We start from the raw sequence: 16,423 nt of genomic DNA, 5'->3' as shown, positions 1-16,423 counted from the left end.
AATTAATATTCAATCAACATTCTGATATTAGCTTATCTGAATGATTGTTAATGTTGCACCTGGTGGAGAAAGGACAGCTGCTGCTAGAAGACCAAACAGTTGAAGTTGAATTGTAGAGCCAGCCGTAACGGCAACAATAAAGTTAGCTTGTAATTGGCTAAGAGAAAGTACTGGAGAAACCACACTGGCCGGAATTGCAGTTCCGTTAAGCAAAACACGAGATTGAATGGCAAGAGCTGCGGTTAAGTTAATTTGATAAGAGATATAATAATTTCCCGTATTAGGAAGAGTGAACGTATCGCTGGTCCCATTAACTGTTATTCCTGTTCCAATATTTTGGTTATTCGGTAATGGGACAAGAGTTCCACCCAAAATGACTGCAATCGTTCCACTCGTGTTTTCACCAAATGCAGATGTAGCCGTTACGGTAGTCCCTGTTGCGCCAGTAGCGCCCGTAGCTCCGGTACCTCCGGTAACTCCTGTAGCTCCAGTACCTCCAGTGACTCCTGTAGCTCCGGTTCCTCCAGTACCTCCTGTGGCTCCTGTTGCCCCAGTTACTCCCGCAGCTCCTGTAGCTCCGGTAACCCCAGTCGCTCCGGTCACACCCGTATCTCCGGTTGCTCCGGTACTTCCCGTTACACCAACGCCTGTAGCCCCAGTTACTCCCGCAGCTCCGGTATTTCCAGTGACCCCAGTGGCTCCGGTCACACCCGTATCTCCGGTTGCTCCGGTACTTCCTGTTACTCCAACACCTGTAGCCCCAGTTACTCCCGCAGCTCCTGTAGCTCCGGTAACCCCAGTGGCTCCGGTCACACCCGTATCTCCGGTTGCTCCGGTACTTCCTGTTACACCAACGCCTGTAGCCCCAGTTACTCCCGCAGCTCCAGTAACCCCAGTGGCTCCGGTCACACCCGTATCTCCGGTTGCCCCCGTACTTCCCGTTACACCAACGCCTGTAGCCCCAGTTACTCCCGCAGCTCCTGTAGCTCCAGTAACGCCAGTCGCTCCGGTCACACCGGTATCTCCGGTTGCTCCCGTACTTCCCGTTACACCAACGCCTGTAGCCCCAGTTACTCCCGCAGCTCCTGTAGCTCCAGTAACCCCAGTCGCTCCGGTCACACCGGTATCTCCGGTTGCTCCCGTACTTCCCGTTACACCAACGCCTGTAGCCCCAGTTACTCCCGCAGCTCCTGTAGCTCCAGTAACCCCAGTCACACCGGTATCTCCGGTTGCTCCCGTACTTCCCGTTACACCAACGCCTGTAGCCCCAGTTACTCCCGCAGCTCCTGTAGCTCCAGTAACCCCAGTCGCTCCGGTCACACCGGTATCTCCGGTTGCTCCCGTACTTCCCGTTACACCAACGCCTGTAGCCCCAGTTACTCCCGCAGCTCCTGTAGCTCCAGTAACGCCAGTGGCTCCGGTTACACCCGTATCACCTGTTGCCCCGGTACTTCCTGTTACTCCAACACCTGTAGCCCCAGTTACTCCCGCAGCTCCTGTAGCTCCGGTAACCCCAGTGGCTCCGGTTACACCCGTATCACCTGTTGCCCCGGTACTTCCTGTTACACCAACGCCTGTAGCCCCAGTTACTCCCGCAGCTCCTGTAGCTCCGGTAACCCCAGTGGCTCCGGTCACACCCGTATCTCCGGTTGCTCCCGTACTTCCCGTTACACTGGCACCCGTGGCTCCCGTTACTCCTGTAGCTCCAGTAACCCCAGTGGCTCCGGTTACACCCGTATCGCCTGTTGCCCCGGTACTTCCTGTTACACTGGCACCCGTGGCCCCCGTTACTCCCGCAGCTCCGGTATTTCCAGTGACCCCAGTGGCTCCGGTCACACCCGTATCTCCGGTTGCTCCCGTACTTCCCGTTACACTGGCACCCGTGGCTCCCGTTACTCCTGTAGCTCCAGTGACGCCAGTAACTCCTGTGTCTCCGGTGGCCCCGGTACTCCCCGTTACACCTACTCCGGTTGCCCCTGTCGCACCGGTGGCTCCTGCGCCAGCCAGCAACGTGTAATCCGGGGATGTGCCTGGTGTTCCCGTTGGCGATGCCACATTCGCAATATACGTGCTGCCATCGAACGTCACCACTTGACCAGCCGGATACGTTGGGGCCACTGCCGGATCAAACGCTACAATACCACTCAAACCTACACCGGTGGGTCCCGTTACACCCGCTGCGCCGGTAACTCCCGTGCTACCGGTTACACTTAATCCAGTCGCTCCGGTTGCACCTGTGGCTCCCGCGCCTGCCAATAACGTGTAATCCGGTGACGTACCCGGTGTTCCCGTTGGTGACGCGACATTAGCAATATATGTGCTACCATCGAACGTCACCACCTGACCAGCCGGATACGTTGGGGCCACTGCCGGATCAAACGCTACAATGCCACTCAAACCTACACCGGTGGCCCCCGTTGCACCTGTAGGCCCTGTTGGTCCTGCGCCTGCAAGCAATGTATAATCCGGGGATGTGCCCGGCGTTCCCGTAGGCGATGCCACATTTGTAATATACGTACTGCCATCGAAAGTAACAACTTGACCAGCCGGATACGTCGGCGCCACTGCTGGATCAAACGGAACTGCTCCATTTAAGCCCACACCTGTAGCTCCGGTTGCTCCTGTCGTTCCAGCACCTGCAAGCAATGTGTAGTCCGGTGAACTGCCCGGTGTCCCTGTTGGTGAAGCTACATTGGTAATATACGTACTACCGTCAAATGTCACGATTTGACCCGCTGGATACGTTGGTGCTACAGCTGGATCAAACGGTAATATTCCACTTAAGCCTACGCCAGTGGCTCCCGTTGGTCCTGTTGGTCCTGCACCTGCCAAAAGTGTATAGTCCGGCGAACTACCTGGTGTTCCAGTTGGCGAAGCCACATTAGTAATGTAGGTGCTGCCGTCAAATGTTACGACCTGACCCGCTGGATACGTTGGTGCTACAGCTGGATCAAAGGGAACAGAACCACCGAGTCCCACACCTGTTGCCCCCGTGGCTCCGGTATCTCCGCCCGCTGCTAGCAACGTATAATCCGGTGAACTACCTGGTGTTCCGGTTGGCGATGCCACATTAGTAATATAGGTACTGCCGCCAAATGTTACAATTTGTCCTGCTGGATAACCTGGTGCAAGCGCCGGATCAAATGGAACAGAGCCCGTTAAACCTGCCCCTGTTGCTCCTGTTGCTCCAGTTGTTCCAGTTGTTCCACCTGACAAAAACAACGTGTAGTCTGGAGAACTTCCCGGTACACCCGTGGGTCCATTCACATTAACAACATAAAGACTGCCATTATACGAAACCACTTGACCTTGCACATAGCCAGGTGCAAGGGCTGGATCAAAAACGGAAATATCATTCAATCCAACTCCAGGCACCCCCTGTAGACCTGGTACGCCTTGGGGCCCTTGAGGACCTACCGGACCTACTGGTCCTCCAGCTCCCCCTGGCCCCGCCGGACCTGGAACTCCGGGGACACCCGGAACCCCAGGAACTCCTGGGGGACCTGGAGGGCCAGGGGTTCCCGAGGTACCAAATGAACTGGTAGCACGGCTCAAGGATACGGATATGGAGCGAATCAATCCGACCAGTTTATCTTTTTCTGCAGGCGGAACTTCAAGTAGCAACGTCACACTTAATAAATCATCGAGCAAATTTTGCAAGTTACCAGCCAAATTGATGACGGCTACAGGCACAACTTCAGAACCTGCTATGGTTAGTTCCAGGACGGATTGCAACTCCGCTTTTACTGCAGCTCGGAAACCAGAGGTATTAACAAAGGTCAGCAAGCTCCGTAAACTGTTTTGCAATGCAAGAATATTAGACGCTGTAGGCTGACTAACGGCTGCAGGAATAGTCACTGCCAATGCTTTCAAAATGGACTCAAACTGCTCCACTTCACTCGATGTAATTGGAATAAACGGTGATCCTGCTCGAAACGATCTTCCTTCTAAAAAAGCTTTAATATTCACCCTTTTTCTTTCATCAGACATGCCTAATCCACTCCTCCTTTAACTTCTTCGCTTATCAAGCTTATGTTTCATAAGAGGCAAAATTATCTTGGACACCTTTTTTGATGCAAAAAAAAGTGAACATACTGTTCCACGTTGAACAAGATTAAACGGTACTGTTCAACAAAAAAGCACCCTCAGCATGAGGGTGCTTTCGCACTTTTTGTATGAAATCGGGCTATTTCGAAGAATCCACAGGAAATTGTAAAATAAACTCTGTACCTTCGCCAAGTACGCTGTTAACGATAATAGTACCGTGATGGGCATCCACAATATTTTTTACAATTGCCAGCCCCAGTCCTGTACCAACACTTTCACCCCGAACACGTGCCTTATCTGCTTTGTAGAATCGTTCAAAGATGAATGGCAGATCAGAAGACGGAATGCCTACGCCTTCATCTTTTACAGTCACTTTAGCTAGAGGTGTCCGAATATCCGTTAACAGCTCTGCCGATATGACAACATTTTTGCCTGATGGCGTATGCCGAAACGCATTATCCAGCAAATTTGTAAATACCTGTTCAAGCCGATCCTCGTCCGCCTGGTGAAGTTCAATCGCAGTCTGTTTGCATTCAAAACGAAGATGGATATCTTGTTCTTTGGAACGTACCGAGAACTTTCTATATACACGCTCCAATAGTTCAACCAGATCCACTTCCTTCACGGCCATATCCGTATGACCCGCTTCCATTCGCGCAAGATCAAGCAGGTCTTTAACCAATCTGCCCATACGCAAAGACTCATCATGAATCACTTGAATTAATTCTTCGCTTTCTTCTGGAGAAGCCGCCATCCCATCCAAAAGAGCTTCACTATACCCTTGCATCATGGATAGCGGAGTACGTATTTCGTGAGATACGTTGGCGACAAAATCACGACGCATCTTCTCCAGTCGTACTTCCTCCGTTACGTCACGGAGCACAGCAACAGCACCCCGTACGACACTATCTGCATACAAAGGCGCCATCTGAACAGACCAGACACCCTGCTGCACATGCACGTTAGAGTTCTGATCGCCACCTTGTTCCATCACCATTTTGAACAAAGGAACGAGTGGTTCCGGCACCTCTCGTGAAGAACTCACAGCATTCTCCGAATCCTGTCCCTCTCCCATCTGTGCCCAGTCCAAATCACACCAAGCCTGCATGATTTTCTCACCAGGGGGGTTTGTCAAAATAACTTTGCCTTCACCGTCAAATGTCACTACCGCATCGGTCATGCTTCGGAGCACGCTCGCCAGATGTTCTTTCTCATGGTTAAGGTTGCGAATGTTATCTTCCAGCTGTGCAGCCATGTGGTTAAATGTATTACCCAATTCTCCAATCTCATCGCTCGTTACAAGGGAGAGACGCGTACCGTAGTTTCCTTTCCGAATCGCATTGGCTGCCTGAATTAACTGCTGCATCGGCTGCGTAATTTTCGTGAAAAGAAACAGCGCAAAAAAGGTCGTCAAGCTGAATCCGATAATACAAACATACGTGAACAAACGTTTGATATCTCTCGACTCAGACTCCGCAAAATTTGTATCAATATATGGCAGCAAAAAGAGACCCAATGCTATGAGTACACAGCCCACAAGGCAAATAATTGTAATCCATAACTTCCCGACCAGCGATCTCCAGAAACTAAAACTACTTCGGTACTTCCAGTTTATAACCCACACCCCACACCGTTGTAATCATCGCCGCTGATTCTGGCGAAACCTTGTTTAACTTCTCGCGAAGACGCTTCACATGCGTATCCACAGTACGAAGATCACCAAAGAATTCATAATTCCATACATCCTTCAGCAGCTCTTCTCTGGAAAAAACTTTATCTGGAGATGTCGCGAGATAATGCAACAGTTCATATTCTTTCGGTGTTAAACTGATCTCTTCCCCACCCGCGGTTACGCGGTGAGCATCATGTTCGATGACCAAATGAGGAAATACGATATTGTTGCTTGAATTACTCTCCTTGGACAGATACGCTGTCGCAGAAGAACGACGCAGAATAGCCTTCACCCGGTAAATCACTTCACGTGGACTGAACGGTTTAACGACATAGTCATCTGCTCCAACCTCAAAGCCCTGAACGCGGTTAATTTCTTCGCCTTTTGCAGTAAGCATCAAAACCGGAGTTGATTTTACCTGACGCAGACGGGTACATACTTCAACGCCGTCCATGCCCGGCAACATCACATCAAGCAAAATCAGACCATAGTCACCTGCAGTTGCTTTTCGCAACGCAGTTTCCCCATCCTCTGCTTCATCGATTTCATAGCCTTCTTTTTCGAGATACATTTTCAAAAGCCGTCGGATTCTTTCCTCGTCATCCACGACGAGTATACGGTTCTCATGTTCAGCCATTCCACTCCAGCCCCTTTGCAATAACTCCTCATCACTTCTATTATGTTCGATCTGGCGAACAATATTTGAATGCCCCATTGGACGTAGGGGCTTACGTATGTGTTTCATGGATTTCTCTCGGGAACTTCACGAAACTGCCTATCCTAGTCTGCCCCTGCGTACGAATGCAACCCGGCGATGATCAAATTCACACCAACAAGCGTAAACATAACGACCAAAAACCCAAGTACTGCAAGCCAGGCAGACTTGCGGCCCTGCCAGCCTCTGGACAAACGCAAATGCAGGTACACACTATAATATAACCATGTTATCAGTGCCCACACCTCTTTGGGGTCCCATCCCCAGAAACGGCTCCAGGCAATCTGGGCCCAGATCATGGCAAAAATTAATGCTCCCAATGTAAATATAGGGAATCCTATAGCAATTGCGCGATAACTAATCTCATCAAGATCATCCGCATCAATGCCATCCAGCATCGGTTGCAGAGCCTGTCCAAGCGGTCTTCTTACAATTAAACGAATAACTCCATATAAGATTAGCCCTACAATTAACGACCATACTACCGTATTCAGTTTACGTCCAGCATTAACTCCGTTCATCCAGGAAGGCGTCTCAAGCAAAGGTTCCTTCATACCAAGAAACGGTTTTATGCTCTCCACTTCGCTATTATAAGGCGCAAATATTGGAGGCATGCGATAAATCACTTTCTCTATTGTACTATTTTCCTGTACCTCTGTGTCAATGCTAGTGGTTTTCTGAACAAAAACCGCCTCATATCCGGATGCACGGAAAGCAAATACCGACCCAATAAACCCAACGACAACGACGATAGTGATTAATGTAAATTCAACCCACCCGCGCTGGCGTCTGGATGACTTATCCTTGCCACTGAAATCGACTGTACGTAACAAGTACATGAATCCTGCCGCAAAGCCTACGGCAAAGAATGCCTCGCCAAGAGCTGCCAACGTCACGTGGATCTTGAGCCATATCGATTGTAAGGCAGGGATCAGCGGCTGTACTTCCTGAGGAAATACGGCTGCATATGCCATAATAATGATGGTTAGTGGCAATGCAAACAGTCCTAGCAACGACTTGCGATAGATAGCGTAAACTACAATAAATGCCACCATAATCATCATGGAAAGAAAACTCATAAACTCATACATATTACTTACGGGTATATGGCCTGCTCCAGCCCAACGTGTACCAAAGAAGATGAGATGTGCAGCTAGTGCAACAGTTGATGCAATAAAGGCTCGTTTCCCCCATCGTTCTACATGAGCTTGCGGGTCACGATTACTCCATTTCTTTCCCATGACGGCAACGCCATATAACATAAATGCAGCACAATATAGAAAAAAAGATACGATAAATGCGTCGCTGCTGAAATCCAATAAACTCATGTTTGGTTCCCCCCGTTATCCAACGACTTCTCATCCACTTCCACATTCATTTGTTTTAACACGGCTGCAATTTCACGCCTGAAGCCAAACCAGTTTTTGTTCGTATGGCCGCCCAGGGTGAGTTGTCCATCATCAATCCGAATCCAAATGCGTCGGTGGTGCCAGTAAAAGCCCATAACCAGACCCAACATAACGATTCCTGCCCCAACCCACACAAAAGGCATAGCCTTATCAATACGGATATTGAGGTAACTTACGGATTGAATGATATCTACCTTATCCATGCTGTCAACCTCTAGCTGCAGAGGAATTTCTCCTCCATTTAGCTGTTTGTTAATTGCGTCCTGCTGAAAACGCTGTTTATCGATCTGCTTCGCAAAGTACAAGTACTGCATTCCCTCTTCGGGTAAATCAGGCCCCTTGATGTTAAATAGAAATGCAGGCGCATTAGGCGAAGGAGACTTTGATTTGGGCTCTCCATTTTCATCCAGCCCAAAGTCCATATATTTTTCTTTTACAGTAAGACTATAGGGTCCAGCCTCAAACGATCGCTGCGTATCCACCATAGCAATTTGAATTGCTCCATACTTCTCACCCGTCTGGGCATTGACCAAATCAGGCGTTACCGATCGAATCGTTGGCGTCAAATCATAATCAAATTGATATGCCTTCAACCCGTTGTAATTCAGTGGATGGTTCACTCGAACATCATGTCGGTCCACTTCGGTCAATTGAGGTTTTTTGGAAGGATCCGAGCAATCTGCTGTACATTCGTACAATACCACTTTGGTTTCAAACAGTTTTGGAACGGTTTTGTTCAAATTACGGAACTGTTCAGGAACCTCATCTACTTTGTAAAATTCAACATTAAACTGTTCATTTTTCAAATACATGGAGGTATTCGGTATTTTTTTGATTTCCCCTTGGGGAAAAGCAACATGCTCATCCAGATTCAGCCCGGGAAGTCCTCGAGCAAGTACTGCGAGCAGAAAGATAATCAATCCGATATGGATAACATAAGGCCCCCAGCGACTGAATCGATGTTTCTCAGCCAGCAAAGCAGTACCCTCGGTATGCACACGATAACCTTTCTTTTTAAGCGGCGTAACCGCTTTCTTAATCCAGTCTTCTGATTCCTCATTTATGGAACCTTGGTACACCAGTCGCTGGCGTGTAAGGAATTGCATGTGTTTGCGTATTTTCTGTTTATTCAGCGCTTTGTATAGTGGAAGCACACGGTCAAGACTGCATATGACCAGTGAGGCACCAATCAGCACCAGTAACAAAATAAACCACCAGGATTCGTATGTATGGGACAGACCCAGCAGATAATAGATATGACCCAACTGACCGTATGTGTCCTTGTAATATACGGATGGATCAATATTTAGAAATGTACTTTCTTGTGGATAAATTGTGCCCAGCATGGAACCTACAAGTGTAAACACAATCATGTAAACAGCAATTTTGACCGATGAGAAAAAGTTCCATATGCGGTCAATGATTTTGGGATTTGTACGCTGCGAACGACGTGCCATGCCATCATAACGCATTTCCAATACTTCATCCGATTTGACCTCGGCCTCCAGCAGCGGCTTGCCACAGGCTTCACACAGCACAGTGCCCACCGGATTCTGGTGTCCGCACTCACATTTCGTATTTTGGAACACGACTAGACCTCCTGTCAGGGCTGTTTCGCCAGTTGTGAAATTTGAGCGTCAAGTGTGTCCAAATCAAGTTGACCGATATGAATGGTGGAGATTTTGCCCGTGTCGGAGACAAAAAATGTCGTTGGCATCGGCGAAATGCCAAAATCCCGGATTGAGTTTTTGTCACGGTCGAGCATAATCGGAAACGTAACGCCCACCTGTCGAACAAAATTTTCCACGGTCATTTGGTCTTCCCCAACATTGATACCAACAAATTGCACACCCTGGTCCTTCCATTTGTCCGCTTGCGCTTGCAGCGCAGGCATCTCTTTGACACAAGGCTCACACCATGTTCCCCAAAAGTTGATTACCATGGCTTTGCCTTTGTATTCCTCAGACGTATGAACTTGTCCATCCAGGCCCAGCAGTTCAAAAGAAGGAGCTTTGTCCCCTTCTTTTGGCTTGCCATTCGAGCCGGATACCGATGTCGTAATCGCATATCCGCCCAACACCAGGATCAATAACAAAATGACGATTTGCACCGCTCTTCTTGATTTCCCCATGTGCTGCTCCCCTTTTAAGTGACTAGCATTCGCATATAACGGTCTTGGACAACTGTGAACATCCTATGAACAATTATAGCGAATTTCGTCACAAAACTGCGGCGCTTTTATGAAAATTATGTGTCCTCACATTACCTTTTTTTCATTTTTTTGGCGGGTTCTGATTTTGCGAGCGTAATCAGGTTGTTGACTTCTTCTTTGGTTAGATTGCGTGTGAGTCCCCGTTTCAGGTTTTGAAGCAAAATACCACCAAACGAAATCCGTTTCAGACGTGTTACCGGATGGTTAATCGCTTCGAACATACGTCTAACCTGACGGTTACGCCCTTCGTAAATCGTAATAGAGATAACAGATTCATTTGCTGCGGTATCCACATCTTTGTACTCAATCTCTGCCGGAGCTGTCATACCGTCGTCCAGCATAATGCCTGTCTTTAATTTCTCCAGAGCCGAACCATGTGGAACACCTTTAACTGTTGCATGATACGTTTTGGGTACGTGATGCTTCGGATGCGTCAACAAATGCGCAAACTCGCCATCATTGGTCAGAATGAGCAATCCTTCTGTGTCATAATCCAGACGACCAACGGGATACACACGTTCTTTGACACCTTTAAGATAGTCGGAGACAATTTTCCGACCTTCCGGGTCTGAAGCACTTGTGATAACACCCTTCGGTTTGTTCAACATCATGTACACTTTCTTTTCACTGCGGATCGGTTTACCATTAACCGTAATCATATCCTCTTCGGGGTTCGCTTTCGTACCCAGTTCGGTTACGACCTCCCCGTTAACTTCTACTTTGCCGGACAGGATCAGTTCCTCGCTCTTGCGGCGGGATGCAATGCCTGCCTGTGCGATAATTTTTTGTAATCTTTCCATGTTTGTCATGTCACCTCACACTAATGATACCCATCAAGGCCGGAAATCACAAGGATAATCCATCGATTTTGTTAACACAAGGGTTGTAGACACCTTTTAAGCTGCATTTAGCTATAAATTTAGGCCAAAAAAAGCTCACCCTCTCACTGCCGGTATGCGACAGGAGCGTTAAGGTGAGCCGTTCAATTCCAACCATATGTAACCACTGCAACATGAATAAGTTTAATTGGCTACTTTACCAGCAACAACGACCTGTTTTTTCGCAGGGGTTGCACTTTCTTTAATGAAGGATTGCAACGTTTTGGAAGTAATATAATAAGTACGTCCTCCGTATACAAAGGTCATCATGCCAATAACCCGATTGTTCTGATCCAGAACAGGGCCACCTGAATTGCCTTGTGCCACTGATTTGACGATACTGCCAATGCCCTTCTTGCCTGGAACGTCCGAATCCTGTGAATTAAATACTCGGCTCTTGGCGATTGTATTGTAAGTTGAAGGAAATTCTTCGTCTAACAGCACAAGTTCCCCGGCGGAATTTTTAGGAAATCCGATGGTATAGACGATTTGATTATCTTTCGCATTTGCAAACGTCACCGGTTGTGCGTCGATATCTTTTTCCAGCTTCAGCAATGCCATATCTGTCACCGGATCTGTTTTGATGATTTTGGCTTTAACCGGCTTGTCCAGATGACCTGGGCTTGCTACAGTAAGTGTGCCTTCATCCCCATCAGACAGTTCAGCATAATCCTGAACGACATGATAGTTGGTTAGCACCTCATCCTTGGCGATCAGTATGGAGGTACCTACATCATAATATACTGAATCGGGTTCATCCTGCTTGACCAGACGTACGTTCACAACTGGAAAAGAATCCGCTGTAACGGCCAACTGAGCACGTAGTTGTTTATCGAAGTAACCCGTAAAATGAATCGTATTAACGGCTTGAGCCGCAGCCAATCCCGTCTGTCCCGCAAGCAACGCAATGGCAAGCATACCTGACATCCCAAAGCGGAGCATTCGTTTCCAACTCTTTTGCATGGTTCTCACTCTCCTCCGCTATCATTCTAGCATAATTCGTATATCGGAAGGAGAGGGCATATTTTTAACCAAATACAATTAAACAAATAACCAAGGCAGCAATGAATCCAACCAGATCGGAAAACAACCCAACTTTGAGCGCATAGCGACCATTGCGTATACCTACCGCTCCAAAATAAACAGTCAATACATATAGTGTTGTATCCGTACTGCCTTGAATCGTGGAAGCCATGCGACCAATCATAGAGTCAGGTCCATAGGTTTTGATCAGGTCTGTCGTAAAGGCAAGCGAGCCTGTGCCGGTCAAAGGACGCAAAATACCGAGCGGCAATACTTCTCCCGGAACCCCCATCCAGGACACAAGTGGTGCGAATAGGCTGATCACATAATCTAATGCACCGGAAGCACGGAATACACTGATCGCAACCATCATGCCTACCAGATGGGGAATAATGCTGATTGCCGTAGAGAAGCCATCTTTGGCCCCATCAACAAAAGATTCGTAGACCGGGACCTTTTTGGTAAACGCATATAATGGAACAAACGCGATGATAACCGGAATGGCCCAGACGGAAATCCAGTTGATGAAGGTTAACAACGTTGCTCATCCTTTCATACCGGGATTGTCACTTTTATGTACACGCGGCGGCCTGTGAAGTGCCCTGTTTCGGTACCAGCGATCGGCTACGATAGCAGCAAATGTCGCAATAATGGTTGCCATTAGCGTGGTGCCTACAATTTCCGTGGCATTCGCGGAATGATAATTAAGTCGAATGGCTATCAGGGTTGTCGGAATAATGGTGATACTCGCTGTATTCAGAGCCAGCAAAGTGCACATGGCTGGGGAAGCCGTTTGTTTATCCGGATTCAGCTCTTGCAGTTGCTGCATGGCTTTGATCCCCATTGGGGTTGCCGCATTGCCGAGGCCGAGCAGATTGGCACTCATGTTGGATAAAATATAGCCCATGGCTGGATGATTCCGCGGAACATCCGGGAACAAAAAGCCAACAACCGGACCCAGCAGCTTCGCAATTCGGCCCAGCAGCCCGGCATCCTCAGCCATTTTCATCATGCCCATCCAGAACACGAGCACACTGATCAGCCCAAAACAAACCGTTACTCCGGTGGCTGCTCCATCAAAAGCCGCCTGCGTAACGACTTCAATTTTGCCTTGTGCTGCTGCAAAAGCAAATCCGGTTACAATCATGAGAAGCCAGATTAAATTGATCAAAGGATAACCCTCCCCTCATTATGGAGATAACAAATGGCTTAATACTGCGCGCCACGCGGAAGCCCAGGTAGATACTTCACCGATTCCCCCCAGAGTTGCATCCTCTGTCTTCGGCTCTGGCGGAATATAACTTCCTTTGCGATACACAGGAATTGAACCCACAAGTTTCCCGTCAAGCTGCATATCAATTCGGCCTGCCAGTCCAAAAGAAGGATCTGTCGATTTTGCTTCTCCCTCCGTACCCTCCTGGGCACGGTTTTCGAGTAAAATCAGCTTTTTCGTCAATGAGGCTGTCTCACTCTTCGCTAGAGGGTAGGTGAACCCGCGGCCTGTGACCACATCCGTGTTCTGCACAGGCTGTTCCTTTTTGGCAATTTCCACCAAAGGGAAATTTTCAAAACCGAAATCCAGCATACGTGCATGATCATTCCAGTCGTCGCCGTCATTCAGGGTTACCGCAGCAAGCTGTTGCCCATTGCGAGTAGCAGAGCTGACCAGACAACGGAACGCCTTTTTGGTATATCCGGTCTTTACGCCATCGGCCCCCTCGTACAACCGCAGCATTTTATTTTTGTTTTGCCAGGAGTACTCCCAGCTCTCATTCGGATTTGGAGCCGACTTGTTCTCCGTAGCTACAATACGTTTGAACACCGGATTCTTGAGTGCATACGCGGTTAAGCGTGCCAGATCATTGGCGGTGGAGTAATGACCTTCTGCGTCAAGTCCATGGGGATTCATAAAATGGGAGTGGGTCAGACCAATTTGCTCTGCCTTTTTGTTCATTAACAGGACAAAGCCTTCTTCAGATCCACCGACATGTTCAGCAATCGCCGAGGCCGCATCGTTGCCTGATCGCAGCATCAGCCCATATAGCATGTTTTCAAGTGTCATTTCTTCACCCAGCTTGAGATAGATGGACGACCCTTCTTTGGCAAAAGCCGAAGAAGTTACCTTTACTTTGTCATCCAGTTTACCGTGTTCAATTGCAACAATTGCTGTCATGATTTTGGTCAAGCTGGCAATTCTGAGTTCCTTATCCCCGTCCTTGCTGTACAATATTCGGCCCGATGTCACATCAATGAGAGCAGCGCTTTGCGCATGGTTTGAGGGGCCAGGTATGGTTCCCTGGGCTTCAGCAAGCCCAAATGAGGGAAACAGAAACAAAGGTACAAGCATACATGCCATAAATTTCATTAATTTTCGCATCGATTCATTCCTCCGGGTCACTTGGAATCTTGTACTAGCTTATGTCTGGACAACCCGAAGTATGTCCCAGTGTTCGAAAACAACAAAAATCCCTCTCGCATATGCTGCGGAAGGGATACTTTTTTCTTTTAAGAAGAGTTGCTAGTATTTGTTAAATTTAGTTATGGTCCAGCATCTTGGCTACTTTTCGCATAATTCTGGAGACTCTCATCTGGCTAATGTCCTCCATCTCTGCTGTCTGTGTTTGATTAAAGCCCTCTACCCGATGCTTCAGGACAGTGACTTCCTTTTCGCTTAACTTGCGCTTTACCGATTCTATAACTGCGTCAACATAAATTCTGTCGACCACTCCATCTTCAATATTTTCCCCGCTATAAATGGTATCCATCAATGTAACTGCTTGGGCTTGCTGATCATCTGCTCCGACGGGCTCATCCAGGTATTTAACTCCCTTGCCTACTTGGAGGGCCTTGTTGATTTTCTCCTCTTCCTCGTCAAGCAACAGGGCGATTTCATGAGCTGTCGGTAGATACCCCATATCGTGCTCCAACCGATTGATTCGGTTAATTAATTCTGTAGCCGTGCGAGTGGGGCGAATAATACTTGCGCTGTCTCTCAGAAAACATCGGATTTCCCTTACAATCGCAGTAACAGCAAACGAACTGAATTTCACACCACGGCTCGTATCAAATGCTTTGACCGCTTTAATGAATCCAAGGCGCCCCAATTGAAGAATATCGTCTTTTTCCACACAATGATTTTTGATAATGACTTCCGGTTTTCCAATGTATTTATGTACTGAATGCCAAATCAAGTTCTCATTAACCAAAATACTATCTCCGAGAAAATGTTCATCGACTTTACATCGTTCAATATTTCCTACAAGGTCCATAGAGTAAAATTTCTTGTCCAACTTCAAATTCATGCTAATATGTTCTGAAAATTTATCCATCTAGATCTCCCTATGTAAATGTTGTGGAAGTTCACCAACAATCTAACGTTCTTTATTGATTTTCTTTAGCATCTGAATCATATTGTTATGGTGTTTCTTCACTTGGTTGTAATACCAGGGGCGAGCCTTGCCTTTGTCTACATTGCCCTCCCCTTGATTGTACGCAATTGTTGCTGTACGGAGGTTTCCGTCATACTTTTCCAACAGATATTCCATATATTCAATACCGGTCTTGATATTAACTTCCGGCTTGTATAAGTTACTGCCGCTAACACCAAACGATTTGGCCGTACTTGGTAGTATTTGAAGCAGTCCAATGGCTCCATGAGATGATGTGCTATCCTCTATTAAGCGGCTCTCCTGCCACATCATGGCCAATATCCACACGGAATCCATATTGGAGCCTTCATTATAATGGTCCACCCACTTCACATACTTCAGCAGCTTAGGCTGGCTTACTATCTTCTCCTGATAAGATTCGATATAAAGCTCTAACATATCCACCATTTCTTTATGGGACGTAGAGTCCGAATCTGACTTAACTTGCTTTAAAGTTTGTTTTTTATTTTGTTCTCCAATCGGATTAATAGCAGCTGGTACAATCAGCCCTCCATATATCGTTATCGATGCCAGTACCGCCGTAATGATAATCCCGATTTTTTCAAAAGTGACCAACGGGATTGCTCACCTCCTTAGGTTAAGCCTTATATAATAGAAGTAAACCGTGATTTTTCACTGCTTGTACGAACTTGTGGCCCAATTAATTAGAGAGTCTGTTTTCGAACTAAAGGCTTCCCTTTTTCTATTAAGATTCATCTCGTTCACTGGTCTGATATGCCAAGATTGCTGTGTACTCTATCCTGCTATTTGCTGAATCGTAAGAGGAAGTAACATCAAGTCCAATGACCAATACATTTGGTTTGTCATTCATCCAGATATTAATCTGTTCTTCTAGATCGCTTGGTGATGGTGATGTAAACATCTTTACAGCGATATCTTGCGTGAACGCATTTTCCAATCAGACTTGCAACCAATTCTTCGGTTAATGTATCATCTTTTGCTTTTATCATGTGTGTCATACAATCATTCCTACATATATTTAAATTATCTTGGACCCAGCTATCCAGCTCTTCAATTT

13 protein-coding genes are annotated in these 16,423 nt (G+C 47.3%); all 13 read right to left on the bottom strand.

Translation table 11 applies throughout. The features are described 5' to 3' along the window. Nucleotides 1-27: 27 nt before the first annotated feature. The 13 genes from BMW94_RS30215 to BMW94_RS16875 all read right to left on the bottom strand — a co-directional run bounded on the left by BMW94_RS30215 (nucleotide 28) and on the right by BMW94_RS16875 (nucleotide 15,960). Nucleotides 28-3,990 (bottom strand): BclA C-terminal domain-containing protein, encoded by a 3,963-nt coding sequence (locus BMW94_RS30215; RefSeq protein WP_139209359.1) that lies wholly within the window; start codon nucleotides 3,988-3,990, stop codon nucleotides 28-30. Nucleotides 3,991-4,186: 196 nt separating this feature from the next. Then, entirely contained in the window at nucleotides 4,187-5,584 is a 1,398-nt protein-coding gene (locus BMW94_RS16930) for an ATP-binding protein (protein WP_302848007.1), read from the bottom strand. A gap of 55 nt (nucleotides 5,585-5,639) precedes the next feature. Further along, complete coding sequence (locus tag BMW94_RS16925) at nucleotides 5,640-6,356, bottom strand: response regulator transcription factor (protein WP_017687664.1); 717 nt, start codon at nucleotides 6,354-6,356, stop codon at nucleotides 5,640-5,642. 143 nt (nucleotides 6,357-6,499) lie between these two features. Continuing rightward, entirely contained in the window at nucleotides 6,500-7,762 is a 1,263-nt protein-coding gene (ccsA, locus tag BMW94_RS16920; RefSeq protein WP_091000224.1) for a cytochrome c biogenesis protein CcsA, read from the bottom strand. Beyond that, a complete protein-coding gene (locus tag BMW94_RS16915; protein ID WP_091000223.1) occupies nucleotides 7,759-9,432 on the bottom strand; it encodes a cytochrome c biogenesis protein ResB in 1,674 nt (557 codons plus the stop codon). The genes ccsA and BMW94_RS16915 overlap by 4 nt, the downstream gene beginning before the upstream one ends. Before the next feature lie 14 nt (nucleotides 9,433-9,446). Then, entirely contained in the window at nucleotides 9,447-9,974 is a 528-nt protein-coding gene (locus BMW94_RS16910; RefSeq protein ID WP_063568320.1) for a redoxin domain-containing protein, read from the bottom strand. 131 nt (nucleotides 9,975-10,105) lie between these two features. Further along, nucleotides 10,106-10,855 (bottom strand): pseudouridine synthase, encoded by a 750-nt coding sequence (locus tag BMW94_RS16905; RefSeq protein ID WP_063568319.1) that lies wholly within the window; start codon nucleotides 10,853-10,855, stop codon nucleotides 10,106-10,108. A gap of 222 nt (nucleotides 10,856-11,077) precedes the next feature. After that, nucleotides 11,078-11,896 carry a S1 family peptidase gene (locus tag BMW94_RS16900; RefSeq protein WP_091000222.1) on the bottom strand — a complete coding sequence of 273 codons (819 nt, stop codon included), beginning with the start codon at nucleotides 11,894-11,896 and terminating at the stop codon, nucleotides 11,078-11,080. A 64-nt stretch (nucleotides 11,897-11,960) separates the two neighbouring features. Further along, nucleotides 11,961-12,494, bottom strand: coding sequence for a spore maturation protein (locus BMW94_RS16895; protein WP_063568317.1), 534 nt, complete (start codon nucleotides 12,492-12,494; stop codon nucleotides 11,961-11,963). A 6-nt stretch (nucleotides 12,495-12,500) separates the two neighbouring features. After that, complete coding sequence (locus BMW94_RS16890) at nucleotides 12,501-13,127, bottom strand: nucleoside recognition domain-containing protein (RefSeq protein WP_063568316.1); 627 nt, start codon at nucleotides 13,125-13,127, stop codon at nucleotides 12,501-12,503. An 18-nt stretch (nucleotides 13,128-13,145) separates the two neighbouring features. Continuing rightward, nucleotides 13,146-14,333 (bottom strand): D-alanyl-D-alanine carboxypeptidase family protein, encoded by a 1,188-nt coding sequence (locus tag BMW94_RS16885; RefSeq protein ID WP_091000221.1) that lies wholly within the window; start codon nucleotides 14,331-14,333, stop codon nucleotides 13,146-13,148. A gap of 157 nt (nucleotides 14,334-14,490) precedes the next feature. Then, entirely contained in the window at nucleotides 14,491-15,285 is a 795-nt protein-coding gene (locus tag BMW94_RS16880; RefSeq protein ID WP_091000220.1) for a sigma-70 family RNA polymerase sigma factor, read from the bottom strand. Nucleotides 15,286-15,327: 42 nt separating this feature from the next. Beyond that, nucleotides 15,328-15,960, bottom strand: coding sequence for a lytic transglycosylase domain-containing protein (locus BMW94_RS16875; RefSeq protein WP_091000219.1), 633 nt, complete (start codon nucleotides 15,958-15,960; stop codon nucleotides 15,328-15,330). Nucleotides 15,961-16,423 lie beyond the last annotated feature (463 nt).

The sequence above is a fragment of the Paenibacillus sp. OK003 genome (assembly GCF_900109515.1).
Lineage (GTDB): Bacteria > Bacillota > Bacilli > Paenibacillales > Paenibacillaceae > Paenibacillus > Paenibacillus marchantiae.
This window is presented reverse-complemented; position numbering and strand designations above follow the sequence as displayed.

Coding starts and splice junctions, on each gene's coding strand:
- BMW94_RS16880 (WP_091000220.1), bottom strand. CDS start 15,285: ATGGATAAATTTTCAGAACATATTAGCATGAATTTGAAGTTGGACAAG.
- BMW94_RS30215 (WP_139209359.1), bottom strand. CDS start 3,990: ATGTCTGATGAAAGAAAAAGGGTGAATATTAAAGCTTTTTTAGAAGGA.
- BMW94_RS16885 (WP_091000221.1), bottom strand. CDS start 14,333: ATGCGAAAATTAATGAAATTTATGGCATGTATGCTTGTACCTTTGTTT.
- BMW94_RS16900 (WP_091000222.1), bottom strand. CDS start 11,896: ATGCAAAAGAGTTGGAAACGAATGCTCCGCTTTGGGATGTCAGGTATG.
- BMW94_RS16910 (WP_063568320.1), bottom strand. CDS start 9,974: ATGGGGAAATCAAGAAGAGCGGTGCAAATCGTCATTTTGTTATTGATC.
- BMW94_RS16905 (WP_063568319.1), bottom strand. CDS start 10,855: ATGGAAAGATTACAAAAAATTATCGCACAGGCAGGCATTGCATCCCGC.
- ccsA (WP_091000224.1), bottom strand. CDS start 7,762: ATGAGTTTATTGGATTTCAGCAGCGACGCATTTATCGTATCTTTTTTT.
- BMW94_RS16925 (WP_017687664.1), bottom strand. CDS start 6,356: ATGGCTGAACATGAGAACCGTATACTCGTCGTGGATGACGAGGAAAGA.